23 protein-coding genes and 2 pseudogenes are annotated in these 23,097 nt (G+C 72.5%); 18 read left to right on the plus strand and 7 right to left on the minus strand.

What is annotated here, in order from left to right; all coding sequences use genetic code 11:
• Window positions 1–602: 602 nt before the first annotated feature.
• The 3 genes and pseudogenes from A3IC_RS0118720 to A3IC_RS0118730 form a co-directional block, all read left to right on the plus strand.
• A pseudogene (locus tag A3IC_RS0118720) lies at window positions 603–1,361 on the plus strand (SMI1/KNR4 family protein); the annotation flags it as partial.
• 176 nt (window positions 1,362–1,537) lie between these two features.
• On the plus strand, window positions 1,538–1,759 hold the full coding sequence (locus A3IC_RS0118725) for a hypothetical protein (protein ID WP_020551582.1): 222 nt from the start codon (window positions 1,538–1,540) through the stop codon (window positions 1,757–1,759).
• Window positions 1,760–1,877: 118 nt separating this feature from the next.
• Window positions 1,878–2,534, plus strand: a complete 657-nt coding sequence (locus tag A3IC_RS0118730; protein WP_020551583.1) for a maleylpyruvate isomerase N-terminal domain-containing protein — start codon at window positions 1,878–1,880, stop codon at window positions 2,532–2,534.
• 186 nt (window positions 2,535–2,720) lie between these two features.
• On the opposite strand, the gene A3IC_RS0118735 is transcribed toward A3IC_RS0118730, so the two are convergent.
• Complete coding sequence (locus tag A3IC_RS0118735) at window positions 2,721–3,785, minus strand: DNA alkylation repair protein (protein ID WP_020551584.1); 1,065 nt, start codon at window positions 3,783–3,785, stop codon at window positions 2,721–2,723.
• A gap of 233 nt (window positions 3,786–4,018) precedes the next feature.
• Between A3IC_RS0118735 and A3IC_RS0118740 the strand changes: the two genes are divergently transcribed.
• The 4 genes and pseudogenes from A3IC_RS0118740 to A3IC_RS0118755 all read left to right on the plus strand — a co-directional run bounded on the left by A3IC_RS0118740 (window position 4,019) and on the right by A3IC_RS0118755 (window position 6,672).
• A complete protein-coding gene (locus A3IC_RS0118740; protein ID WP_026218429.1) occupies window positions 4,019–4,714 on the plus strand; it encodes a class I SAM-dependent methyltransferase in 696 nt (231 codons plus the stop codon).
• A gap of 106 nt (window positions 4,715–4,820) precedes the next feature.
• Window positions 4,821–5,486 (plus strand): NUDIX domain-containing protein, encoded by a 666-nt coding sequence (locus tag A3IC_RS62405; protein WP_245599347.1) that lies wholly within the window; start codon window positions 4,821–4,823, stop codon window positions 5,484–5,486.
• A 65-nt stretch (window positions 5,487–5,551) separates the two neighbouring features.
• Window positions 5,552–5,997: pseudogene (locus A3IC_RS55230) on the plus strand (isochorismatase family protein).
• A gap of 105 nt (window positions 5,998–6,102) precedes the next feature.
• Window positions 6,103–6,672 carry a GNAT family N-acetyltransferase gene (locus tag A3IC_RS0118755; protein WP_063744847.1) on the plus strand — a complete coding sequence of 190 codons (570 nt, stop codon included), beginning with the start codon at window positions 6,103–6,105 and terminating at the stop codon, window positions 6,670–6,672.
• Between the two features lie 200 nt (window positions 6,673–6,872).
• Here the strand turns inward: A3IC_RS0118755 and A3IC_RS0118760 are convergent, their stop codons facing one another.
• Genes A3IC_RS0118760 through pdhA form a run of 3 tightly spaced genes read right to left on the minus strand, consistent with a single transcriptional unit; the run spans window position 6,873 to window position 10,472 of the window.
• Window positions 6,873–8,342, minus strand: coding sequence for a dihydrolipoamide acetyltransferase family protein (locus A3IC_RS0118760; protein WP_020551590.1), 1,470 nt, complete (start codon window positions 8,340–8,342; stop codon window positions 6,873–6,875).
• Window positions 8,339–9,355 carry an alpha-ketoacid dehydrogenase subunit beta gene (locus tag A3IC_RS0118765; RefSeq protein WP_020551591.1) on the minus strand — a complete coding sequence of 339 codons (1,017 nt, stop codon included), beginning with the start codon at window positions 9,353–9,355 and terminating at the stop codon, window positions 8,339–8,341. Before A3IC_RS0118765 ends, A3IC_RS0118760 begins: the two co-directional genes overlap by 4 nt.
• Window position 9,356: 1 nt before the next feature.
• Entirely contained in the window at window positions 9,357–10,472 is a 1,116-nt protein-coding gene (gene pdhA, locus A3IC_RS0118770; RefSeq protein ID WP_052173589.1) for a pyruvate dehydrogenase (acetyl-transferring) E1 component subunit alpha, read from the minus strand.
• Window positions 10,473–10,592: 120 nt separating this feature from the next.
• On the opposite strand from pdhA, the gene A3IC_RS0118775 reads away from it, so the two are divergent.
• Window positions 10,593–11,093: an Lrp/AsnC family transcriptional regulator gene (locus A3IC_RS0118775; protein ID WP_026218432.1), complete on the plus strand. Its 501-nt coding sequence runs from the start codon at window positions 10,593–10,595 to the stop codon at window positions 11,091–11,093.
• Between the two features lie 79 nt (window positions 11,094–11,172).
• Here A3IC_RS0118775 and A3IC_RS0118780 read toward each other — a convergent pair whose 3' ends face one another.
• Window positions 11,173–11,793 carry a TetR/AcrR family transcriptional regulator gene (locus tag A3IC_RS0118780; RefSeq protein WP_026218433.1) on the minus strand — a complete coding sequence of 207 codons (621 nt, stop codon included), beginning with the start codon at window positions 11,791–11,793 and terminating at the stop codon, window positions 11,173–11,175.
• 304 nt (window positions 11,794–12,097) lie between these two features.
• Here A3IC_RS0118780 and paaN point away from each other — a divergent pair, with 304 nt between their 5' ends.
• From paaN to paaE, 10 genes are all read left to right on the plus strand, one after another.
• Window positions 12,098–13,813: a phenylacetic acid degradation protein PaaN gene (gene paaN, locus A3IC_RS0118785; protein WP_026218434.1), complete on the plus strand. Its 1,716-nt coding sequence runs from the start codon at window positions 12,098–12,100 to the stop codon at window positions 13,811–13,813.
• Window positions 13,806–15,017 (plus strand): thiolase family protein, encoded by a 1,212-nt coding sequence (locus A3IC_RS0118790; protein WP_020551596.1) that lies wholly within the window; start codon window positions 13,806–13,808, stop codon window positions 15,015–15,017. The genes paaN and A3IC_RS0118790 overlap by 8 nt, the downstream gene beginning before the upstream one ends.
• A complete protein-coding gene (locus A3IC_RS0118795) occupies window positions 15,014–15,787 on the plus strand; it encodes an enoyl-CoA hydratase/isomerase family protein (RefSeq protein WP_020551597.1) in 774 nt (257 codons plus the stop codon). Before A3IC_RS0118790 ends, A3IC_RS0118795 begins: the two co-directional genes overlap by 4 nt.
• Entirely contained in the window at window positions 15,784–16,656 is an 873-nt protein-coding gene (locus tag A3IC_RS0118800) for a 3-hydroxyacyl-CoA dehydrogenase family protein (RefSeq protein WP_020551598.1), read from the plus strand. The genes A3IC_RS0118795 and A3IC_RS0118800 overlap by 4 nt, the downstream gene beginning before the upstream one ends.
• Window positions 16,647–17,465 (plus strand): enoyl-CoA hydratase/isomerase family protein, encoded by an 819-nt coding sequence (locus tag A3IC_RS0118805; protein ID WP_020551599.1) that lies wholly within the window; start codon window positions 16,647–16,649, stop codon window positions 17,463–17,465. Before A3IC_RS0118800 ends, A3IC_RS0118805 begins: the two co-directional genes overlap by 10 nt.
• 102 nt (window positions 17,466–17,567) lie before the next feature.
• Window positions 17,568–18,557 carry a 1,2-phenylacetyl-CoA epoxidase subunit PaaA gene (gene paaA / locus A3IC_RS55235; protein WP_020551600.1) on the plus strand — a complete coding sequence of 330 codons (990 nt, stop codon included), beginning with the start codon at window positions 17,568–17,570 and terminating at the stop codon, window positions 18,555–18,557.
• On the plus strand, window positions 18,554–18,853 hold the full coding sequence (gene paaB, locus A3IC_RS0118815; RefSeq protein WP_020551601.1) for a 1,2-phenylacetyl-CoA epoxidase subunit PaaB: 300 nt from the start codon (window positions 18,554–18,556) through the stop codon (window positions 18,851–18,853). The genes paaA and paaB overlap by 4 nt, the downstream gene beginning before the upstream one ends.
• 10 nt (window positions 18,854–18,863) lie before the next feature.
• Window positions 18,864–19,694, plus strand: a complete 831-nt coding sequence (paaC, locus tag A3IC_RS0118820; protein WP_020551602.1) for a 1,2-phenylacetyl-CoA epoxidase subunit PaaC — start codon at window positions 18,864–18,866, stop codon at window positions 19,692–19,694.
• Complete coding sequence (paaD, locus tag A3IC_RS0118825) at window positions 19,688–20,209, plus strand: 1,2-phenylacetyl-CoA epoxidase subunit PaaD (RefSeq protein WP_020551603.1); 522 nt, start codon at window positions 19,688–19,690, stop codon at window positions 20,207–20,209. Before paaC ends, paaD begins: the two co-directional genes overlap by 7 nt.
• Window positions 20,209–21,321, plus strand: a complete 1,113-nt coding sequence (gene paaE / locus A3IC_RS0118830; protein ID WP_020551604.1) for a 1,2-phenylacetyl-CoA epoxidase subunit PaaE — start codon at window positions 20,209–20,211, stop codon at window positions 21,319–21,321. The genes paaD and paaE overlap by 1 nt, the downstream gene beginning before the upstream one ends.
• An 11-nt stretch (window positions 21,322–21,332) precedes the next feature.
• On the opposite strand, the gene A3IC_RS0118835 is transcribed toward paaE, so the two are convergent.
• Entirely contained in the window at window positions 21,333–22,355 is a 1,023-nt protein-coding gene (locus A3IC_RS0118835; RefSeq protein ID WP_079026535.1) for a sigma-70 family RNA polymerase sigma factor, read from the minus strand.
• A gap of 181 nt (window positions 22,356–22,536) precedes the next feature.
• Window positions 22,537–22,980 carry a hypothetical protein gene (locus tag A3IC_RS0118840; protein ID WP_020551606.1) on the minus strand — a complete coding sequence of 148 codons (444 nt, stop codon included), beginning with the start codon at window positions 22,978–22,980 and terminating at the stop codon, window positions 22,537–22,539.
• Between the last annotated feature and the right edge of the window lie 117 nt (window positions 22,981–23,097).

Below are 23,097 nucleotides of genomic sequence, written 5' to 3' on the forward strand. Positions count from 1 at the left end.
AGGTCTCGTCACCGATCGGCAACCGTCGCCGAGCATGCTATAGACGCCCCGAATTCGGTGGGATATTCACCCGAACGGGTGGGTTGCCGAGCCTCGGCGTCCCTTTCCCGGCACCGGATCGATGTTCGCCGCAGCCTCGGCACGGCCACCGCACTCGCCCTCGACCGCGTACCGCGACACCGCACGCGGCGAGCACCGGTGCGTTTCGCCGCCCGGCTACCGACTGTTGCTCCATGCGGTGGCGTTCGTCGGGGAATCGATCGTCACCGCGGCGGCGGAAATGGCGGCCACACGCGCGCGTGCGGGCTTCCGGGCGGGCCCAGAGAGCGGCAGAATCGCCCGACGTAGTATGCGCACGACGGGAGTACGGGGGCTTGCGCGACGTGTGCGACACCCCGCGGTCGTCCCGAACCGGTCGCCGCCGCCGAAGTTGCGCGACTCGCCCGAACACACGGCACACCGCACACCGGCGTCGGTGGACGCGGTCCGGGCTCGCGAATCTCCAGGGCCCGGACCGGGTGGCGTGCGGCGTCGGTGGTCGCGCGTGGGGTCTGCACATGATCGCTCGGCAGCGCTCCCCTTCCGCTTCCTCGATACACGACTTCGCGGCGGTGGGCTGCGAACTCTTCTTCTTGGACGACCTGTACGTCGCCGACGCGACGTCGCGCTATTGTCGCTGGGAGTTCGCGGCAATGACGGCGGCCGTCACCGCGCCCGACGCCGCGGTACAGGGCCTGGTCGGCTCGCCCGGGTGGATCGCCTTCGGGGACAACGGAGGTGGGGACCGGCTCGCGGTCGACTTGACGCCGGGCCCGCGCGGCCATGTCGGACAGATCGTCATGCTCGACCACGAGCAGGACATCGGCGCCGAACTGCTTGCCGACTGCCTGCTCGACCTGGTGTCGGAGCGGCCCAGCGGACGGCGCGGCCACCGTCACCACGATGGCCCGCCGGCCGTGGCCCGGGTCAACACCGGGAACTTGAAGAGCGTCGAAGCCGCCGCCCACGCCGACCTGGAGGTCCTGTCCATCGGAGTATGGGACGACGAGCCGCTCAGCCTCGCTCCCGTCATCGGGCTGCCGCGCCTGCGGACCCTCACCGCCTACCCCGGTACGCTCGCCGACCCGCTCGAGATCGCCGAGCTGACCGGCCTGGAGTTCCTGGAACTCGGGCCGCAGGAGTGGCGTGTCCTGCTCGACGCCGGAGCCGTCCCGCGCAGCCTGTCGGCCGCCGCCATCGAAGTACGCGGCGATCAGGACCCGTTGCCCATCATGATCCTCGCCAACGAACTCCTGGCCCTGTGGGACCGGCCTCGGATCACCCGAACCGTTGTCGAGGGCGAACTCGGCCCCGTCGCGTAGCCGGCGGGGCGGCCGACGCGGCGCACCACGGGAGCACGCCTTCCACCGGAGGTGCCGGCGACCCGTCCGTCGTGGGCCCGCCGCTTGTCGTCCGGCGGCAAGTGTGCTGCTCGGCACGAAACTTCTCTCGGGTTGTCACACGATTTACCGCATCAGCGACTGGGCAGGTGGCGAGTATGGCTCTGTTCAAGCGAAGGACCGCCGGTCAGGCGGGCGAGTGGTACTACTGCCTGAAGCACGGCACGGTCGAAGAAGGCCCCGAGTGTCGGGCCGCCGACCGCCTCGGTCCGTACGAGACCCGCGATGCGGCCGCTCACGCGATGGACACGGCGCGCGAGCGCGAAGAGGCATGGCGAGAGGACCCCCGTTGGAACGACGACGGAGCAGCGGACCGCTGAGAGCGTCGCCCTCGACCGGGGGCGGTGCACTCGTCGACGGTGACGCTGCGGGAGCGGTGCGCTTTGACCGGCGGGGAATTGCGTCGCCGTGGGGGCGGTGCGCTGCTAGCTTGCGGCCGTGGATCTCTTCTCACGTTCGTGGACGGCGTTGCGCGCGGCGGTCGCCGACCTCCAAGACGAGGACTTCGCCCGGCCGTCCGGCTGTGCCGGCTGGCTTGTGCGGGATCTGGTGTGCCACCTGGTCATCGATGCCCAGGACGTCCTGATCACCCTCGTGACCCCGGTCGAGGAGGAACCGACCCGCGACGCGGTGACCTACTGGAACGTCGCGCAGACGCCGCCGACGGGGGAGGATCCGCTCGACGCGCTGATCGTGCGACTGGCCGCCGCGTACCAGGAGCCGCGGCTGCTCAAGTTCCATCTGGACGACGTCGGTTCCGCCGCCGGTCGCGCCGCCGAACTCGCCGATCCGGGCCTGCGGGTCGGTACACAGGACCAGGTCCTCACCGCGGGCGACTACCTCGACGCGTACGTCCTGGAGTGGACGCTGCACCACCTCGACCTGATCGCGCACCTTCCGGACGCCGCCGAGCCACCCGCGGAGGGCCTTGCCCGTACGCGCGAGATGCTGGAGAAGATCGCCGGAGCCGCCTTCCCCGCGTCGTTCGCCGACACGGACGTACTGCTGGTCGGCACCGGCCGACGTGCCCCGACCGACGCTGAGCAGGCCGAACTCGGCGAGGTGGCCGCACAGCTCCCGCTCGTCCTCGGCTGATCACCCCGCGCGGCGTGCTCTCCGGCCCGACCGGGGCGCATCGAGCGAGGTGCCGACACCCGGGTGCGCCACGCAGGCCCCGCGTCGGTAGGGCAGGTGTTGCCCATCGGCCGGCGGCGAGGTCGAGCGTCGCGGCCCGGGAGCGGTGCGCACAGCAGGAGCGCCATGCGCCCGGGGCGGCGTACGTCAGGGGAGCAGGGTGAAGGGGGCCGTTGCGCGAACCTCGCCGTTGACGACGATCTGCAGGTCGCGGTGGCCGGGCGGTTCGGTGCGCGTGGTCACCGGGCGGAAGGAGTGTGACCTGGCGAGCACGAACGTGTCCCCGGCGCCCTGCGCGACCCGCTCGGCCAGATGGAACACCCGGCGGGAACCGTCGCGGCAGACCGCGTACTTCAGCAGTAGCGGCCCGGGGCCGTCGGCGCGCACGGTGACGGTGAACGGGAGGCGGTCACCGGTCACGACGGTGTCCGCGACCACGAGCGATTCCACCGTGCCGCTGCCGTGCGCCGCACCGACCAGGCCGAGCGCTTCGGGATGCCCGGCTCGCAGGAGACCGCGGGCGGCGTGGCGCACCACGCGGTCGGTGTGCTCGCCGCCCTCGGCGCGCCAGCGACCGAGCACGGCCAGCGCCGTTTCGGGATGGTCCTTGGCGATGTCGTTGATGTGGTTGGAGACCGAGCGGCGTACGTACTCGCTCGGGTCGTCGCGCAGCCGTTCCAGAATCGGCAGCGTCGGACCGGGGGCCATCAGCCAGCGCACCCGCCCACCCCACGGCAGGCGCGGCCGGGTGCCCTCGGACGCGAGGCGGCGCAGGTGCTCGTCCGCGTCGTCGGCCCAGTCCCGGATGATCTTCAGCGCGATGTCCCGGTAGCGGTCGAGGTAGGGGCGCACCGCGAACTCGGCCGTGGCGTAGGGGGTGATCACGGCGAGTGTGGACATGGCCTCGTCGAGGTGCTCGACCCCGTGGACCGCGACGTAGTCGGTGGCGGGCCAACCGCTCCACATGTCCAGGCCGGTGTGCGCCGTCGCCTCCCGCAGGACCGCGGCGGCCTGCGGAAAGGGCAGGTCGAGCGTCGCGTGCAGGGCCCGGGCCACGTGGCCGACGCGGGCCTTGAGCTCCAGACCGTCCAACCCGTCGAGCGCGCGGGCGACGAAGCGGTCGCGGGGGAAGACGTCGCGGGCGGCGGCGACGCCGTCGGCCAGGGCGGCGACGGAGGTCGCGTTGATCATGTCCTTGAGCGGTTGGGCCATGCGGCCGACGATGCCAGACCGGTCCGACACCGGCCGGATCCGTCGGCGTGATCCGAGACCCGACGGCGGCGACTCCGCCCACCGGACGGGTTGTGCACCGAACCGGCACCGGGTTCGGCACGACCGGCGGCGTCGGCGGCGCCGTCACCGTTATGGTGCATGGAGTTCGCTATGTTCCACCTGCTGTATCAGCGCAGTGGCCGTACGGCCGCGAGGAAGGTGGTGGCCGGGCGATGCCGAGGTCGCAAACGGTACGCAGGCCGGTGTTCGCGCGGTTCTACGCGCATGTGGCGGGCCCGGGGCTGGAGAGGGCAGGCATCGGCGAGCATCGCAGCCGACTGTTGCGGGGCCTGACCGGTGAGGTGCTGGAGATCGGCGCGGGGCACGGCGCGAACTTCGCGCACTACCCGCCGTCGGTGGCGCACGTGACGGCAGTCGAACCGGAGCCGCGGCTGCGGGCGTTGGCGACCGAGGCCGCCCGGCGCGCCGCGGTGCCGGTGAACGTTCGCGACGGCTCGGCGGAGGGGCTCCCCTTGGAGGACGAGGCGTTCGACGCCGTGGTGTTCTGCCTGACGCTGTGCTCGGTGCCGAACCCGCATACAGCCCTCGCCGAGGCGTACCGGGTGTTGCGGCCGGGCGGGCAACTGCGGTTCTTCGAGCACGTGCGGGCGCGCGGCGCGCGGATGCGTCGGGTACAGCGGGTGGTGGACGCGACGGTGTGGCCGCTGCTGTGCGGGGGCTGTCATACCGGACGCGACACCGAAGCCGCGATCCGCCGGGCCGGCTTCGCGGTCACCGAGTCGGACCGCCTCGTGTTCCCGGCCACCCGGGTCCCGACGCCTGCGTCCGCCCACATTCTCGGCACCGCCGTACGCCCTCCGGCTCCGAATGACGGCGACCCGGATGGCCGCGCTGACGGCGAGGCGTGACGGCCGGCGCAGCCGGCCCCCGGTCGGCGGTCGGTCACCACCCGCCGCCGCGGCGCGCCGACGGGAGCACACGTCCCGACGCACCGACCCCGAAGGGATGTCCCGGATGACACAGGAAACCCGTCTCGAGGTCGGATTCCCGGTCGACGTACACGTGTTGCTCCACCGCGGCCCCCGGATCCTGCTTCTGCGCCGGGCCGCGACCTCCCCGTACGCACCCGGCCTGCTGTGCCTGCCCTCCGGCAAAGTCGAGCCGGGTGAGGACGTCGTCACCGCCGCCGTCCGCGAAGTCGCCGAGGAGACCGGCGTCGTCCTGCACCCGCACACGCTCCGATGCGACCTGGTCCTCCAACACCGCCCACCCCGAGGGCCGTTGCGCATCGGCTGGTTCTTCACTGCCGCAGGATGGCCGGGAGCCCGCGACTTCGACGCGATCGACACCGTACGCAACGCCGAACCGCACAAACACGAAGAACTCGTCTGGGCGGACCCCGACGACCTGCCCGCCGATCTCGTCGCCTACACCCGCGCCGGTCTGGACGCCATTCACGCGGGCACCCCCTACGCCCTCCATCTCCAGCACCCGGAGGACGCCATCCACGACGAGGGTCCCACCACCCGACGTCTGCTCCCCATCGGCGGAAGCGATCGGGGACGAGGTGACGGCCGAGGTCCGACCGACCCGGTTTCGCCACCTCTTCGTGGCCGGCTCGGCCGCGACCCGCCGGCGCGAGGGGTATCGTCCCCCCGGGGCCGCTCCGGCGAACTCTAGTGACCCGGGCCTACGATCACCCCGTGACCGCTGCACTGATCCCGATCGATCCGGTGCCCCGCATCGTGGCCTTGCCCGTCGCACCGCACTCCGGCGAGGAAGTACTCGCGCGGTGCCGCCGGTTGGCCGATGCGTTCCGGGCCGAGCAGCGCCCCGTGGCGCTCGTACGCGTCGACAGACCCGATGTGGGCGAACAGCCGCCGGGCAGCGGCTTCGCCGACGGCCTCGTCCACCCCGGCGACATCGTGATCGTCAAGCAGACCGTCGGCGCCTTCCACGGCACGACCTACACGAGCGGCTGCGCGAGCGGGACGTGGACACGGTGGTACTCGCCGGGCTGGTCACCACCATGGGAGTGGAGTCCACGGCGCGGGCCGCGAGCGACCACGACTACGACGTGGAGTTCGTCGCCGACGCGATGTCCGGATTCGCGGCCGACGAACACGACTTCGCTGTGGAAAGGACCTTCCCCCGCTTCGGTGCGGTGCACACCACGGCCGACTACACCTGACCCGACCCGACGCGATACCAACGCCGCCGCCCCGCCGGGTGGATGGCCGGCGGTCTCTTCCGTACCCCGTTGCCGAGAGCCGTTTCGCGAACGATCATGGCCGTCATGGCGCGACCGAGGCAGATCATCGAATGCGAAGACTTCGTCCTGCGACGCTGGCGGGGGCAGCAGGACTTCGCTGCGGCAAGCGAGTTGATCGAGGAATCCCGAGACCACCTGCGCCCCTGGGAGCCGTGGGTCGCCGGGCACACCAAGGAGAAAACGGGCGACCTCCTCGCGATGTTCGAGTCGAAGTGGGCAAACGGTGACGTGTACAACTACGCCATCGTCAAAGACGGCTCTCTCATCGGCATGTGCCAGACCTCCCGCGGGGCCGAACCCCAGGGCCGGCGCATGGGCTATTGGCTGCACCCTGCCGCCACGGGTCAGGGCATCGCCACACGAGCGACCGCGGCCCTGGTCGCCGAGATGTTCACCCTGGCGGACGTGGAGTACCTGGAAATCGCGCACGACCTGGCCAACACCTCCAGCGCCGCCATACCGCGCCGGTTGGGCTTCACCGAAATCCGGCGTGAACAGGCAACGCCGCCCGTGGCTCCCTCGGGCATCGGGATCGAGGTGACCTGGCGGCTGAACCGCCCCACACCGCCTGTCGACGGCACCGGCCGCACCTGAACATCCGAACCCGGCGAGTTCGGCTCACTTGCCTTCGAAACGGCCCAATAAGTTGGTGCCCTCGGCCGATTCGGCGCTTGCGGTGGACCGGACGGTGTCGCCGCGCCACCCCGGGCGCGGGCGTCGACCGCGGCCCGGCGGGTTCCGGTAACGCAGGCCCCGTCCCGGCGGCGGCGCGCCGCCCCCGGGACGGGAAGCGCTCACAGGTCGGCCAACAGCGTCGTCGGCCGCTCGACACAGTCCGCCACGTAACGCAGGAAGCCGCCCGCCACGCCGCCGTCGCACACGCGGTGGTCGAAGCTCAACGACAACTGGGTGACCTTGCGCACGGTGAGCGCGCCGTCGACGACCCACGGCTTGTCGATGATGCGGCCCACCCCCAGCAGCGCGGCCTCGGGGTGGTTGATGATCGGGGTGGAGCCGTCCACGCCGAACACGCCGTAGTTGTTGAGCGTGAACGTGCCTCCGGTCAACGCCTCGGGCGGCAGCGCGCCGGCGCGGGCCAGCGCGGTCAACCGAGCCAGCTCGGTCGCGAGCTGCGTGGTCGTCAGCGTGTGTGCGTCGCGCACCACGGGCACGACCAGACCGCGTTCGGTCTGCGCGGCGAAGCCCACGTTCACGTGCGAAAAGCGCACGATCTCCGCTCGGGCGGTGTCCACGCTGGAGTTCAGCGCCGGGAAGCGGCGCAGGCCCGCGACGCAGATCCGGGTCAGGAGCGCCAGCAGGCCGATGCGCTGCTCCGGATGCGCCGCCTGGAGCACGTCCTTGGCCGCCAGCAGCGCGGTGGCGTCCACGTCCACCCAGGTCGTGGCGTCCGGGATCTCGGCACGGCTGCGCGCGAGCTTGTGCGCGACCGCGCGACGGATGCCGCGCAGCGGGATGCGCTCCACGCCCGGGACGTCGACGGACGCGCCCGCCGTGGCCGAAACCGCCTGCCGTTCCCCGGCGATGGCCTGCTCCACGTCGAGGCGGCGGATGATGCCGTCGGCTCCGCCGGGCGCCAGGCGGGCCACGTCGATGCCGTGGTCGCGAGCCAACCTGCGCACCAGCGGGGAGATCACCAGGCGCGCGCCGGCCCCGCCCGCTTGCGCCGCCGGCCGCGCGTCGTCGTCGGCGACGCGTACGCCCTGCCCGGGCTCGGCGTCGGTCCGGCCCGCCTGCGCCGCCGCGTCGGCACAGGCGGCGCGTACGACCTGCCCCGCCGTGGTAGCCCCGGCCCGCGGGTCGTGTGCCCCGGCGACGGGTGATGTCGGCCCTCGACGGCGACGCCGCGAGACGGGCGCGTGCCCGGTGCCGTAGCCGATCAGGACGTTGCCGGAGCCCGCCTGCTCCTCCTCGCGATAGCGATCGGCGGGAGTACCGGAGTTCGTGGTACCCGCGTCCGCGGTACCGGGATCCACCGGAGTTCCCGTGGACGCGGCGCCGACGGTGATCAGCGGCCGGCCCACCGCGAGCGCCGTGCCGGCCTCGGCGTGCAGGCTCAACACCGTGCCGGCGTACGGCACGGGCACCTCGACGGCGGCCTTGGCGGTCTCGACCTCGACCACGATGTGGTCGACCTCCACCGTGTCGCCGACGGCGACCTTCCACTCGACGATCTCGGCCTCGGTCAAACCCTCGCCCAGATCGGGCAGGAGGAAGACCTGTGCTTGGAGCGTTCCGGTACTCACGCCGCCCCCTTGACCAGGTGCCGCACGTCGGGCGTGTCGTCGAACTGCAGCCGGTCCACGGCGTCCAAGACGCGATCCACACCCGGCAGGTGCGCGTGCTCCAACTTCGGCGGCGGGTAGGGGATGTCGAATCCGGCCACCCGCAACACCGGCGCGGCCAGCGAGTGGAAGCAGCGCTCCTGCACCCGGGCCGCGATCTCGGCGCCGACGCCCGCGAAGCCCTGTGCCTCCTGTATCACCACGCAGCGTCCCGTACGGCGCACCGACGCGGCCACCGTGTCGTCGTCGAAGGGCACGAGCGTGCGCAGGTCCACCACCTCCAGGCTGCGGCCCTCCAGCGCCGCGGCCGCCGCGGCCTCCAACGCCACCGGCACCGACGGGCCGTACGCCACCAGCGTCGCGTCCGAGCCCGCGCGGCGCACGACCGCGCGACCGAACTCCCGGGCACCGCGCGGGGCGAGGTCGACCTCTTCCTTGGCCCAGTACAGCTTCTTGGGTTCGAGGAACACCACCGGATCGGGGTCCTCGATCGCGTCGCGCAGCAGCCAGTAGGCGTCCTCGGGCGTCGCCGGGGTGACCACCTTCAACCCGGGGGTGTGCGCGTAGTACGCCTCGCTCGAGTCGCAGTGGTGTTCGACGCCGCCGATGCCGCCCGCGTACGGGATGCGGATCACCATCGGCAGCGAGAGCCGGCCGCGGGTGCGGTTGCGCAACTTCGCGACGTGTGACGCGATCTGTTCGAAGGCGGGGTAGGCGAAGGCGTCGAACTGCATCTCCACCACGGGCCGGAAGCCGCCCATCGCCATCCCCACGGCCAGGCCGACGATGCCGGCCTCGGCGAGCGGGGTGTCGAAGCAGCGTTCCTCGCCGAAGTCGCGGGTCAGGCCGTCGGTGATGCGGAAGACGCCGCCGAGCGGACCGACGTCCTCGCCGAAGATCAGCACCCGCTCGTCCGCCGTCAACGCGTCGCGCAGGGCCGTGTTCAGGGCCTGCGCCATCGTGAGGGTCGCCATCTCAGACCTCCTGGGCGGTGGATTCGGCGGCGAGCAGGGCACGTTGCTCGCGCAGTTGGGGGGTGGGCTCGGCGAAGACGTGGTCGAACAGTTCGAGCGGATCGACCTGCTGGTCGGTGTTCATCCGAGCGCGCAGATCCGCCGCGAACGCCTCGGCGGCCTCCCGGTCGGCCGCGACGTCCTCGTCCGTGAGCACGCCGCGTCCGCGCAGGTGGGCCTCCAGGCGGGTCAGCGGATCGGCCGTACGCCACGCCTCCACCTCGGCCGCGTCGCGGTAGCGCGTCGCGTCGTCGGCGTTGGTGTGCGCGTCCATGCGGTAGGTGTGCGCCTCCACCAGGAACGGGCCGTTCCCGGCGCGGGCATGGTCGACCGCCGCGGTCAGCACGGCCAGCACCGCCACCAGGTCGTTGCCGTCCACCTGTTCGGAGCGCACGCCGTATCCGACACCCTTGTAGGCCAGCGCCGGTGCGGCGCTCTGTCGAGCGAGCGGCACCGAGATGGCGTACTTGTTGTTCTGTACGAAGAACACCACCGGCGCACGGAAGACCGCCGCGAAGTTGAGCGCCTCGTGGAAGTCGCCCTCGCTGGTGCCGCCGTCGCCGATGAACGCCATCGCCACCCGGTCCTCGCCCCGGCGCCGCATCGCCTCGGCCATGCCGGTGGCGTGCAGGACCTGGGTGGCCAGCGGTGTGCACTGCGGCGCCACCCGGGTGGCCACCGGGTCGTAGCCGCAGTGCCAGTCCCCGCGCAGCAGCGTCAACACCTCGACCGGGTCGACCCCGCGGGAGACCAGGGCCACCGAATCGCGGTAGGTCGGGAACAGCCAGTCGTCCTCACGCAACGCGAGCACCCCGGCGATCTGGCACGCCTCCTGGCCGCGACTGGAGGGGTACACGGCGAGCCGGCCCTGCTTGGTGAGCGCGGTGGCCTGGGTGTCGAACCGCCGCCCGATCACCATGCGCCGGTAGGCCTCGCGCAGTTGCGCCTCGTCCGGTGCGGTGTATCCGGCGGGCTCCGGCGCGGTCGTGCCGTCCTCGGCGACGAAGCGCACCGGGACGAGCGAGGGAAGGAAGCTCTGCATCGCCCGGCGCAGGGCCGTCGCGGATATCGGAGACATCGAGGATGCTCGCTTTCGTTGGACGTTTGACAGGTGAATGTTCCATCCGGGCGAAGTTCTGTACAAGGATTTCCGCAATCGTGCGATAAACTGGCACGATCACTCGCTCAAGGGAGCCAAATGTCCGAGGAAGAAGTCCCGACGGGGGCCGAGTCGGGACGTTTGGCCGGCGCGCCGGACGCCACCGATCGCGCGATCCTCGCCGAACTGGTCGAGGACGGACGGATATCCGTGCGCGCCCTCGCCGAACGTGTGCACATCTCCCGCGCCAACGCCTACGCCCGCATCGGCCGCATGGTCGAGGACGGCACGATCTCCGGTTTCACCGCGCGATTGAACCCGAAGCGCGTGGGTCTGGGCACGACCGCGTACGTCACCGTCACCATTGAGCAGAACGCCTGGCGCGCGGTCTGCGAACGCCTGCGCGAGGTTCCCTACATCGAGCACTTCGCCCTGGTCGGCGGCGACTACGACGTGCTGGCCCTGGTGCGCACGCCCGACAACACCGCGCTGCGCGAAGTGGTCCTGGAGCAGATCCAGAGCATCCCCAACGTGCGCTCCACCCGCACCTGGCTGGTCTTCGAGGAGGCGCCCGGACGCGGGGCCGCCTGGGAGGCGTGAGCGCGGGCGGCCAAGGTGGCCGCGGTGGGCGCGGACTCGGGTCCGCGTCGCGCCGCCGGCCGCCGCGAGGGCGTTCGGGTCAGTTCCCGGGGGTGGCGCGCAGCCCGTCGAAAAGGACCGTGGTCAAGGCGCCGGCCAGCGCGGACACCGGCAGATCCCCGTCGGGGCGGTACCACTCGACCAGGGAGTTGACGGTGCCGAACAGCAGTCGGCTGGTCAGGTGTGGGTCGACGTCGGCGCGTACGCCGCCCTCGGCCGCGGCGAGGGTCACCAATTCGGCGACGCGACGGTCGAATTCGCGGCGCTTGTCCAGTGCGTGCCGTTCGACGGCGCTGTTGCCGCGCACGCGCAACAACAAGGTGACGTAAGGCAGTTCGGCGGCCAGGACCTCGACGCTGCGGTGCACCACGTGCTCCAGGCGCGCGGTGGCCGTGACGTCGCGATCGGGGACCTCGTCCAAGACCGCGAACAGGGCGTCCAGAGCGCGTCCCAGGGCCAGGCCGAGCAGTTCCTCCTTGCCCGAGACGTGGTGGTAGATGCTCGACTTGCTCAGGCCCAGGCGCTTGGCCAACTCCTCCATGCCGGTGCCGTCGTAGCCGCGCTCGTTGAACACGGCCACCGCCACCCGCAGCAGCGAGTCGCGGTCGTAGCCGGGGCGGCCCACGCGGCCGGTGTTCCTGTGCACGGGTGTACTGCTCACCGGGACATTGTGTCAGGAGCCGCAGGTCACGATCGCCGCGGATGCTCCCTCGGCGCAGTCTGCCCGGCGAGCGTTCCCACGTGTCGGGGTCGACGGCCGTGACGTCGACGCCGATGCCCACGCCGTCCCCGACGCCCCGGACGATCACGCGCGCGGCGGCCCCGCGCCCCGTCCGGGCTCGTGCCGGGACGGGGCTTACGCGTACGTCCGTGTCGTGCACCGCTTGTTAACCGACCGAACATTCGGTAATCTGCCGCAGGCCGAATAATCCAGCATCACCGCTGCATGTCATGAGGTGGATCGCATGCCCGACGTGAACTCCGAGCGCCCCGACTTCTTCGCGCGCCATCGCGCGCTGCTGGAGCAGGCGGTGCGGGCCACCGCGCACCGCGACCACTGGACGCCCTACCCCGAGTCGCCGAGCACCTCGATCTACGGCGAGCAGGCCCCCGCCCTCGGCGAGGCGGCGTTCAACGAGCAACTCGGCCGCCCCTTCGGCCTGCCCGACCACCCCGGCGACGGCCGTGTGCTCGCGGGCGAGATCTCCCCGTACGGCCGCCCGCTGGGCATCTCCTATCCGCGCGTCGACCCGGACCGGGCCGTGGCCGCCGCCAAGGCCGCCGCCGGCCCCTGGCGCGCCGCCGACCCGGACACCCGCGCCGGCGTCGCCGCCGAGATCCTGGCCCGCCTCAACGCGGCGACCTTCGAGATCGCGCATGCCGTGCAGCACACCACCGGGCAGCCGTTCGTGATGGCCTTCCAGGCCGGCGGCCCGCACGCCCAGGACCGGGGCCTGGAAGCGGTCGCCTACGCCTGGGCGGAACAAAAGCGCCACCCCGCCACGGCCCGCTGGAGCAAGCCCCAGCGCAAGGGTGAACCCCTGGAACTGGACAAGACGTTCACCCCCGTCGGACGCGGGGTGTCGCTGCTGATCGCCTGCAACACCTTCCCGACCTGGAACGGCTACCCCGGCCTGTTCGCCAGCCTGGTCACCGGCAACCCGGTCGTGGTCAAGCCCCACCCCGGCGCGGTGCTTCCGCTGGCGATCACCGTGCGCATCGCCCGCGAGGTGCTCGCCGAAGCCGGATTCTCCCCCGACGTGGTGCTGCTCGCCGCCGAGGCACCCGACGGCCGCAGCGCCGCCACCCTCGCGCTGCACCCCGACGTGCGCATCGTCGACTTCACCGGCTCGACCACCTTCGGCGACTGGATCGAGGCCAACGCCCGCCAGGCCGCCGTGTACACCGAGAAGGCCGGCCTGAACACCGTCGTCCTGGACTCCACCGACGACTACCGCGGCCTGCTGGGCAACCTCGCCTTCTCGCTGTCCCTGTACAGCGGCCAGATGTGCACCACCCCGCAGAACCTGCTCGTCCCGCGCGAAGGCATCGCCACCGACCAGGGCCCCCGCAGCGCCGACGAGTTCGCCGCCGACCTCGGCGCCGCACTGGACCGCCTGCTCGCCGACCCCGCCCGCGCCGTGCACACCCTCGGCGCGATCGTCAACGACGGCGTGCGCCACACCCTGGAAGAGGCCGGCGCCCTCGGCCGCGTCGTGCACGCCTCCACCCCTGTCGCCCACCCCGAGCACCCGCAGGCGATCGTGCGCACTCCGCTGGTGGCCCGCCTCGACGCGGACACCGACCACAAGACCTACACGCGCGAGTGGTTCGGGCCCGTCTCCTTCGTCGTCGCCACCGACTCCACCGACCACAGCCTGCGGATCCTGCGCGAGAGCGTCGGCACCCACGGCGCCCTTACCGCCGCCGTGCACTCCACGGACGAGCGCGTGCTGGAGGCGGCCCGCGAGTCCGCCCTGGAGGTGGGCGTGCACCTGTCGGAGAACCTCACCGGCGGCGTGTTCGTCAACCAGTCCGCCGCCTTCAGCGACTTCCACGGCAGCGCCGCCAACCCGGCCGCCAGCGCGACACTGTCCGACCCGGCGTTCGTCACCGCCCGCTTCGCCACCCTGCAATCCCGCCGCCCCGCCGCCGCCGGGAAGGAGTCGGTCGGTGCCTGACCCCGTCTACATCGTCGACGGCGCCCGCACCCCCCAGGGCCGCTACGGCGGTGCCCTGGCCACGATCCGACCCGACGACCTGGCCGCACTCGTGGTGGGCGAGGCCGTACGCCGAGCCGGCATTCCCGCCGACGCCGTCGACGAGGTGATCCTCGGCGCCGCGAACCAGGCCGGCGAGGACAACCGCGACGTGGCCCGAATGGCCGTGCTCCTGGCCGGCCTTCCGCACACCGTGCCCGGCTACACCGTCAACCGCCTGTGCGCCTCGGGCCTGACCGCCCTCGCCTCCGCCGCCCACACCATCCGTGCCGGCGAGGCCGACCTCGTCGTCGCCGGCGGCGTCGAGTCCATGACCCGCGCGCCGTGGGTGATGGACAAGCCCGGAACCCCCTGGGCCAAGCCCGGGGCGGTGCACGACACCTCCCTGGGCTGGCGCTTCACCAACCCCCGCTTCACCGCCGCCGACCGGGCCGCGACTCCCGGCGCCGGCCGGACCACCCTGTCGATGGGTGAGACCGCCGAGGAGGTCGCCGCCCTCGACCACATCACCCGCGCCCGCTCCGACGCCTTCGCCCTGCGCAGTCACCAACGCGCGGTCGCCGCCCAGGAGAAGGGCCGCTTCGACCGCGAGATCGTGCCCGTGCCGGTCGGAACGGACGTGGTCACCCGGGACGAGGGCCCACGCCCGACCACCACGCTGGACAAACTCGCCGGCCTGCGCACGAGCTTCCGCGAGGGCGGCATCGTCACCGCCGGCTCCGCCTCACCCCTGTCCGACGGCGCCGCCGCCCTGGTCCTGGCGAGCGAGGCGGCCGTGCGGCGGCACGGCCTCACCCCGCGGGCGCGGATCGTCGCCGCCGCCTCGGCCGGCGTGCAACCCCACCTGATGGGCCTGGGCCCGGTCCCCGCCACCGAAAAGGCGCTCGCCCGCGCCGGATGGCGGATCGGCGACCTGGAAGCCACCGAGCTCAACGAGGCGTTCGCCGCCCAGGCCCTGGCCGTGATCGGCCGCCTGGGCCTGGACGAGGACACCGTCAACGCGGACGGCGGCGCGATTGCCCTGGGTCACCCGCTCGGCTGCTCCGGCGCCCGCATCGTGCTGACCCTGCTCGGCCGCCTGGAACGCGAGAACGCCCGGCGCGGCCTGGCCACCCTGTGCGTGGGCGTCGGCCAGGGTGTCGCGATGCTCGTGGAGCGCACATGAGCACGACCCGCCCGACAGCCGACCGGGCCCAGGAGTACCGCACGTTGCGAATCGAGGAGCGCGCGGACCGCGTCGTGGTCACGCTGCATCGCCCCCGCGAACGCAACGCCATCGACGCGCGCATGATCACCGAACTGCACGCCGTGTGCGAGCTGCTGGAACGCGACCCCAGACTGCTCCTGCTCACCGGCCACGGCGGCGTCTTCGCCGCCGGCGCCGACATCGCCGAACTGCGTGAGCGCGGTCGCGACCAGGCCCTGCAGGGCATCAACAGCCGCCTGTTCGAACGTGTGCGCCGCCTGCCGATGCCCACCGTCGCCGCCGTCGACGGCTGGGCCCTGGGCGGCGGCGCCGAACTGGCCTACGCCTGCGACCTGCGCATCGCCGGCCCCGACGCGGTCTTCGGCAACCCCGAACCCGGCCTGGGCATCCTCGCCGCCGCCGGCGCCTGCTGGCGGCTGCCCCAACTGGTCGGCGAATCCGTCGCCAAGCAGATCCTGCTCGCCGGACACCGCCTCGACGCCCGCGCGGCCCTGGCCGCGGGACTGGTCATCGACGTCGTGCCGGCCGACGAACTGCTCGACCGGGCACACGCGCTGCTGGACCGCATGGCGCGCTCCTCCGCGATCGCCCTGCGGCTGACCAAACTCGTCGTCGACGCTCCCGGCGCCCACCCGATCGCCGACGACCTGGCCCAGGCCGTGCTCTTCGAGACCGCGGACAAGAAGGACCGGATGACCCGCTTCCTGGACGCAAGGAGCCGTACATGAGCCCCACCCCCGCGCCACCGGCCCCGCCCGCGGTGGTCGGCGTCATCGGCGGCGGACGCATGGGAGCCGGCATCGCCCAGTGCTTCGCGGCCGCGGGCTCGTCGGTGACCATCGCCGAGAGCGACGCCCGGGCCGCCGCCGCGGCCCTCGAGCGCATCGCCGCCGGCCTGGAACGCGCCGCCGAACGCGGTGGTGCCACCGAACCGGCCGCGCACGTACTCGCCCGGGTCAGCACGGTCGACGGGCTCGAACTCCTGCCCGCGCACGCCGACTTGATCGTGGAGGCCGTGCCCGAGGACGCCGCCCTCAAGGCCCGCCTGCTGGCCGCCGCCGAGCGCGCCGTCGGCGCCACGACGGTGCTGGCCACCAACACCAGCTCGCTGTCCGTCACGGACCTCGCCGCGGCCCTGACCCGACCGGGCCGCTTCCTGGGCATGCACTTCTTCAACCCCGTGCCCGCCTCCGGGCTCGTCGAACTCGTCCGCGCTCCGGACACCACCGCCGACGTCCTCGCCCGCGCGCTGGACTGGACGCACGCCCTCGGCAAGCAGGACGTCGTCGTCAACGATTCACCCGGATTCGCCAGCAGCCGCCTGGGCCTGGCACTGGGACTGGAGGCGATCCGCATGGTCGAGGAGGGCGTCGCCGCCCCCGAGGCCATCGACGACGCCATGCGGCTGGGCTACCGGCACCCGATGGGCCCGCTGCGCCTGACCGACCTGGTCGGCCTCGACGTGCGGCTGGCCATCGCCGAGCACCTGCACGCGACTCTGGGCGCGCGCTTCGCCCCGCCCCGGTTGCTGCGCGACAAGGTCGCCCGCGGCGAGTTGGGCCGCAAGACCGGACAGGGGTTCTACGCATGGCCGTGACCGCCACCGACACCGCCCCGGACGGCGCGGGCGTCGGATACCGCCTCGACGGCGACGTCGCCGTGCTCGAACTGCGGCGTCCCGCTGCCGGGAACGCCCTCGACGCGGCGCTGCGAACCGCGCTGCTGGCCGCCGTGCGCCGGGTGCGCGGCGACGAGGCGGTCCGCGCGGTCCTGTTCACCGCGCAGGGGCGGCACTTCTGCGTCGGCCAGGACCTCAAGGAACACGCCCGCGCGCTGGAGCACGACCCCGCGTCCGCCTTCGCGATCGTGCGCGAGGAGTACAACCCGCTGGTGAGCGCACTGCACGCACTGCCGCAACCGGTGGTCGCCGCCGTCGAGGGTGCGTGCGTGGGCGCCGGGCTCGGCCTGGCGCTGTGCGCCGACCTGCGGGTCGCGGCCGAGAGCGCCCGCTTCTCGACCGCCTTCACCGGGATCGGCCTGGCCGCCGACACCGGGGTCAGCGGCGCGCTGGCCCGCGCCGTCGGCCCCTCGCGGGCGGCGGCCCTGATGCTCCTCGACGAACGCCTCGACGCCGAGGCCGCCCGCCGTTACGGCCTCGTGCATCGGGTCGTTCCGGACGGCGCCGCGGCCGCCGAGGGTCTGGCCCTGGCCCGACGCCTGGCCGGTGGCCCCACCGCCGCCTACGCCGAGGTCAAGGCGCTGCTTCGGCACGCGGACACCGCCGACGTGGCAGACATGCTCCAGCGGGAGGCGGCGGCGCAGGAGCGGCTCGGCCGCACCGAGGACCACCGGGCGGCGGTGCGCGCTTTCCTGGCGGGCGACCGGCCCACCTTCCACGGACACTGACCCACCGTCCCCGCGCGCCGAACCGACACACACTCCCGGGTCCCGAGCGGGCTCGACGTCGCCACACCATAGACCGAACGAACGGTCGGTAGGGATTCCTCAATGGCCACACCCACCACACCACCCCCCACCACACCACCCGCCGACGACGCACCGCCCGAACTCGCCCACCACTTCGAGGCCACCCTGGCCAAGGACCACCGGATCGAACCCCGCGACTGGATGCCCGAGGGCTACCGCAGGACACTCATCCGACAGATCGCCCAGCACGCGCACTCCGAGATCATCGGCATGCAACCCGAAGCGGAGTGGATCACCCGCGCCCCGTCCCTGCGCCGCAAGGCGATCCTGCTCGCCAAGGTCCAGGACGAGGCCGGCCACGGACTGTACCTGTACTCCGCGGCCGAAACCCTCGGCGCCGACCGCGCCGACCTGACCGCGCGCCTGATCGACGGCCGCCAGAAGTACTCGTCCATCTTCAACTACCCGACCCTGAGCTACGCGGACGTCGGCGTCATCGGCTGGTTCGTGGACGGCGCCGCCATCTGCAACCAGGTGCCGCTGTGCCGCAGTTCCTACGGGCCCTACGCACGCGCGATGGTCCGCGTCTGCAAGGAGGAGTCCTTCCACCAACGCCAGGCGTACGAACTGCTGAGCACGATGATGCGCGGCACCGACGCACAACGTGCGATGGTCCAGGACGCCGTCGACCGCTGGTGGTGGCCCTCCCTGATGATGTTCGGGCCGCCCGACGACGACTCGCCCAATTCCGCCCAGTCCATGGCCTGGAAGATCAAACGCCACGGCAACGACGAGCTGCGCCAACGCTTCGTCGACATGACCGTGCCCCAGGCGCGCCTGCTGGGCGTGACCCTGCCGGACCCGCGGCTGACCTGGAACCCCGACCGCGGACACCACGACTTCGGCACCCCCGACTGGGCCGAACTCCGGCGCGTGATCAGCGGCGACGGCCCGTGCAACAGCTCACGCGTCCGGCGACGCCGGACGGCCCACGACGACGGCGCCTGGGTACGCGAAGCAGCGACCGCCCACGCGGCCAAGCACACCAACCGGACAGGAGCAGCGGCATGAACGACACCCCGGCCCCGGCCGACTGGCCGCTCTACGAGGTGTTCGTGCGCGGCAAGCGCGGCCTCAATCACGTGCACGTCGGCTCCCTGCACGCCGCCGACGACCGGATGGCCCTGACCCACGCGCGCGACCTGTACACGCGCCGCAACGAGGGCGTGAGCATCTGGGTGGTGCGCTCGCGACACATCACCGCCTCCACCCGCGACGAGAAGGACCCGTTCTTCGCCCCCAACGCCGACAAGGTGTACCGCCACCCCACCTTCTACGACATCCCCGACGACGTCCCCCACATCTGAGGAGCAGGTCATGCACGACGACCACCTCCACCCGTCGCTCGCCGACGGGGACGGCGGCGACGCCCGCTGGGCCTTCGGCACCGGCTTCGAGGACCCCCTGCACGGCGTCGACACCACGCTGCCCGCGCACGTCGACGCCGCCGAACTCGCCGCGAACTGCCTGGCCCTGGCCGACGACGCGCTGATCGGCGCCCAGCGCCTGGCCGAATGGACCACCCGCGCCCCCGAACTCGAAGAGGAACTGGCGCTCGCCAACATCGCCCTCGACCTGCTCGGCCAGGCCCGCCTGCTGTACGCGCGCTGCGGCCAGGTCGACGGCAGCGGCCGCGACGAGGACGCCTACGCCTACCTCCGCGACGCGGCCGACTTCCGCAACGTACGCCTGGCCGAACTCCCCAACGGCGATTTCGCGTTCACGATCGCCCGCCTCCTGCTCCTGTCCACCTGGCGGCTCGCGCACCTCACCCGGCTCGCCGCGTCCCCCGACCCGGTGCTCGCCGCCATCGCCGCCAAAGGCGTCAAGGAACTGACGTACCACCGGCAGTACGCAGCCGAGTGGACGGTGCGGCTCGGCGACGGCACCGAGGAATCACACCGCCGCATGCACGCCGCGCTCGCCCGAGTCGTCCCCTGGCTGCCCGAGTTGTACGCGGCCCACGACGCCCGGGAGGAGGTCGGGACGGTCCTGGCACAGGTGCTCGACACCGCCGGACTGGCGCCGCCCGCCGTCGTCCCACCCCTGCCCGGACACGGCAGGAACGGGGAGCACACCGAGCATCTGGCTCCGCTCCTGGCCGAGTTGCAGGGCGTGGCCCGCGCACACCCGGGGGCGACATGGTGACGGCGGCCACCGCACCGGACGTCCGACGCGCCCGAGAGATCGCGGCACAGGTCCCCGACCCGGAACTGCCCGCGCTCACCCTGGCCGACCTCGGCGTGCTGCGCGATGTCGTCATCACCGCGGACGGAACCGTCGTCGCCGGCCTGACCCCCACCTACTCCGGCTGCCCGGCCATGGCCGAGATGCGCGCCGAGGTCGCCGCACGCCTGCACGCGGCCGGATTCGCCCGCGTCGAGATCCGCACCGTCCTGGACCCGCCGTGGACCACCGACTGGATCACCCCCGCCGGGCGCCGCAAGCTCGCCCGCTACGGGATCGCCCCGCCGGGCACTGCCCCCCGCCCCACCACCGGCCCCACCCCACTGGACCTCCTGCCCACCCGCCGCCGCGTACCCTGCCCGCACTGCGGCTCGGCGGACACCGAGGAGACCTCCCGATTCGCCGCCACCTCCTGCCGGGCGCTGCGCCGTTGCCTGGCGTGCCGCGAGCCGTTCGAGCACATGAAGGAGATCTGATGCAGGACCCGACGGACACGATCTCCACCACCTCGCCGCCGCCCTCCCGCCACCGCCCGCGTTTCCACCGACTGCGTGTCGCGGCGGTCGACCGCCTGTGCGAGGACGCCGCCGCGCTCGCGTTCGATGTGCCCGACGACCTGGCCGACACGTTCGCCTTCGTCCCCGGCCAGTCGCTCACCCTGCGCCGCGAGATCGACGGAACCGACGAACGCCGTTCCTACTCCATCTGCTCCGCGGCCGGCGCCCGGCCGCGGATCGGCGTGCGCGTCGTGCCCGGAGGACTCTTCTCCTCCTGGCTCGTCCACGACGTCCGGCCCGGCGACAGCGTCGAGGTGATGGCGCCGACGGGTAGCTTCACCGCCGATGTGTCCATGCCCGGACATCACGTACTGATCGCCGCGGGCTCCGGCATCACCCCGATGATGTCCATCGCCGAATCGGTGCTCGCCGCCCACGACCGCTCGCGCGCCACCCTCCTGTACGGCAACCGCCGTACGGACACGGTGATGTTCGCCGACGACCTGGCCGATCTCAAGGACCTGCACCCCGCGCGCTTCGAACTCGCCCACGTGCTCTCCCGCGAACCGCGTGAGGTCGACCTGCTCTCGGGCCGCCTCGACCACGACCGCCTCCGCACCCTGATCGACGGCCTGGTCGTCGCCGAGCACGCCGACCACTGGTGGCTGTGCGGCCCGCACGGCATGATCCGCGACGCCCGGCGCGCCCTGGCCGCCCTCGGCGTGCCCGACGACCGCGTCCACCAGGAACTGTTCTTCGCCGACGACACACCGCCGCCGGCGGTCCGGCGCGAGGACGCGAAGGCGCAGGGACCGGTCAGCCGGGTGACCGTCGTCCTGGACGGCCGCTCCACCGTCGCCGACCTGCCGCGCGACGCCACCGTCCTGGACGCCGCCGCTCGCCTGCGCCCGGACGTGCCCTTCGCGTGCAAGGGCGGCGTGTGCGGCACCTGCCGCGCCCTCGTCCGCGACGGCGACGCCGACATGCGCCGCAACTATGCCCTGGACCCGGCGGAGACCGAGGCAGGCTACGTCCTGACCTGCCAGACGTACCCGGCCTCCGACACCCTGACCGTCGACTTCGACAGCTGAGGGACCCGTTGTCATCGGGGCGCCGCGTCGACAAGTTCGGGCAGGCCGAACAGGGCGAACACGGCTGCGTCCTGGAAGACGGTGGTGCGGGTGATGCCCGCGGCGGTGACGGTGAAGACCTGCAGGGTGTGCAGCCGGTACGTGCCGTCCCGGTCGCGGACGTAGGCCGCCACCGCCGGTTGGCCGTTGGCGGCCGTCGGGAGCATGCGCCAGTCGGTACCGCGCAGGGCGAAGACGCGGGCGATGAAGCGGGCGTAGTGCTCGCGCCCGGCGTACCAGTTCAGGAACGGCGGCATCTCCAGGATCGCGTCGTCGGTCAACAGCCGCTTCAGCGCGTCGATGTCGGCGTTCTCGAACGCGCTGACGTACCGGTCGACCAGGGCGCGGGCTTGCGGGTCGGCGAGTTCCCCGGTGGGCTGCGCGCCGGCCTCGGCCAGCCGTCCCCGGGCGCGCTGCAGGGCGCTGTTGACCGCCGGCGTCGTGGTGTCCAGAAGGGCGGCGACCTCGGCGGCGGAGAAGGCCAGCACGTCGCGCAGGAGCAATACGGCGCGCTGTCGGGCGGGCAGCAGTTGCACGGCGGCCACGAACGCCAGCCGCAGGTCGGCCCGTTCGGCGACGACGTCGGCCGGGTCCCGGCCGTCCGTACCGAGCCGTGTGTCGGGGAAGGGCTGGAGCCAGGGCACCTCGCCGCCGTGGACCAGCGGCTGTTCGGGATCCTGGCCGGGGGCGCCGAGCCCGGATGGCAACGGCCTGCGGACGCGGCTCTCCAACGCGTTCAGACAGGCGTTGGTGGCGATGCGGTAGAGCCAGGTGCGCAGCGAGGCGCGCTCCCGGTCGTACCGGTCCCAAGCCCGCCAGGCCCGCAGGTAGGTCTCCTGGACCAGGTCCTCGGCGTCGTGGACCGAGGCGAGCATGCGGTAACAGTGCGCCAACAACTCCCGCCGGAACGGGTCGGTCCTGGTGGCGAAGTCGTGCTCGGTCGATGTCGTCACGGCGCGTGTGTTCTCCCTGTGTGTGCGGACCCCTCGGTATATGTACCGGGCCCGGCGCGCGAACTCATCGCCGGCCGCACGGCGTGACCGTACACCCCGCACGCAGGGGCCCCGGACTCCGCGGTTTGTCCGCGGAGTCCGAGGCCCCTTGTCGCGCGCCCTCGTTGCGCCGCCGGCTAGCGGGTCACGGTGGCCCCGCCGTGCGCGGCGATCCGGCCCGTGGTCAGCAGGGGATCACGAGATCGAGGGTGACCGGCCTGGCCGGCCACTGGTACGACTCCACGCTGAAGCTGCCGTGCACGTTCGAACCGCACGCCACGGTGCCACCCACGCCGGAGACCTTGATCGTCGTGTAGTGGAAGATCGCGTCCTGGTTGACCGCACCGAGCGAGACGCCGGCCACGTTGCCGGACAGGCGCAGGTTCAGCGGCTGCGGCTGCTGCGGCGGACTGCCGGGGGAGGGGGGACCCGCCAGGCCGACCTGGCCGAAGAGTCGGACGTTGTCGCCGGTGACCTCCGCGCAGACCTTGGTCGAGAGACCGGACTGGAGTCCGGAGGGGCCGCACGTCACGGTGGTCGGGGCGGGGTCGGCGGTCGCGACCGGTGCGGTCGCGATGACGCTCAGGCCGGCTATGCCTATCGCTGCCGCGGTCGTCATGAACTTCATGGAAGCCTCCGATGTCGTGGCACCCGGGGTCGGGTGGGACTGGTGAGGTGTGACATTTCACATCTCACATGGCACATCATTACATGACGATGGGTCGCTCTGCGACCTCGAAGGGTG

This window comes from Embleya scabrispora DSM 41855 (genome assembly GCF_000372745.1).
GTDB lineage: Bacteria > Actinomycetota > Actinomycetes > Streptomycetales > Streptomycetaceae > Embleya > Embleya scabrispora.

Excerpts from the sequence above, each read along its gene's own strand:
- A3IC_RS0118725 (WP_020551582.1), top strand. The coding sequence starts at position 1,538 with ATGGCTCTGTTCAAGCGAAGGACCGCCGGTCAGGCGGGCGAGTGGTAC.
- A3IC_RS0118735 (WP_020551584.1), bottom strand. The coding sequence starts at position 3,785 with ATGGCCCAACCGCTCAAGGACATGATCAACGCGACCTCCGTCGCCGCC.
- A3IC_RS0118740 (WP_026218429.1), top strand. The coding sequence starts at position 4,019 with ATGCCGAGGTCGCAAACGGTACGCAGGCCGGTGTTCGCGCGGTTCTAC.
- A3IC_RS62405 (WP_245599347.1), top strand. The coding sequence starts at position 4,821 with ATGACACAGGAAACCCGTCTCGAGGTCGGATTCCCGGTCGACGTACAC.
- A3IC_RS0118755 (WP_063744847.1), top strand. The coding sequence starts at position 6,103 with ATGGCGCGACCGAGGCAGATCATCGAATGCGAAGACTTCGTCCTGCGA.
- A3IC_RS0118765 (WP_020551591.1), bottom strand. The coding sequence starts at position 9,355 with ATGGCGACCCTCACGATGGCGCAGGCCCTGAACACGGCCCTGCGCGAC.
- pdhA (WP_052173589.1), bottom strand. The coding sequence starts at position 10,472 with ATGTCTCCGATATCCGCGACGGCCCTGCGCCGGGCGATGCAGAGCTTC.
- A3IC_RS0118775 (WP_026218432.1), top strand. The coding sequence starts at position 10,593 with ATGTCCGAGGAAGAAGTCCCGACGGGGGCCGAGTCGGGACGTTTGGCC.
- paaN (WP_026218434.1), top strand. The coding sequence starts at position 12,098 with ATGCCCGACGTGAACTCCGAGCGCCCCGACTTCTTCGCGCGCCATCGC.
- A3IC_RS0118795 (WP_020551597.1), top strand. The coding sequence starts at position 15,014 with ATGAGCACGACCCGCCCGACAGCCGACCGGGCCCAGGAGTACCGCACG.
- A3IC_RS0118800 (WP_020551598.1), top strand. The coding sequence starts at position 15,784 with ATGAGCCCCACCCCCGCGCCACCGGCCCCGCCCGCGGTGGTCGGCGTC.
- A3IC_RS0118805 (WP_020551599.1), top strand. The coding sequence starts at position 16,647 with ATGGCCGTGACCGCCACCGACACCGCCCCGGACGGCGCGGGCGTCGGA.
- paaA (WP_020551600.1), top strand. The coding sequence starts at position 17,568 with ATGGCCACACCCACCACACCACCCCCCACCACACCACCCGCCGACGAC.
- paaB (WP_020551601.1), top strand. The coding sequence starts at position 18,554 with ATGAACGACACCCCGGCCCCGGCCGACTGGCCGCTCTACGAGGTGTTC.
- paaC (WP_020551602.1), top strand. The coding sequence starts at position 18,864 with ATGCACGACGACCACCTCCACCCGTCGCTCGCCGACGGGGACGGCGGC.
- paaD (WP_020551603.1), top strand. The coding sequence starts at position 19,688 with ATGGTGACGGCGGCCACCGCACCGGACGTCCGACGCGCCCGAGAGATC.
- paaE (WP_020551604.1), top strand. The coding sequence starts at position 20,209 with ATGCAGGACCCGACGGACACGATCTCCACCACCTCGCCGCCGCCCTCC.
- A3IC_RS0118840 (WP_020551606.1), bottom strand. The coding sequence starts at position 22,980 with ATGAAGTTCATGACGACCGCGGCAGCGATAGGCATAGCCGGCCTGAGC.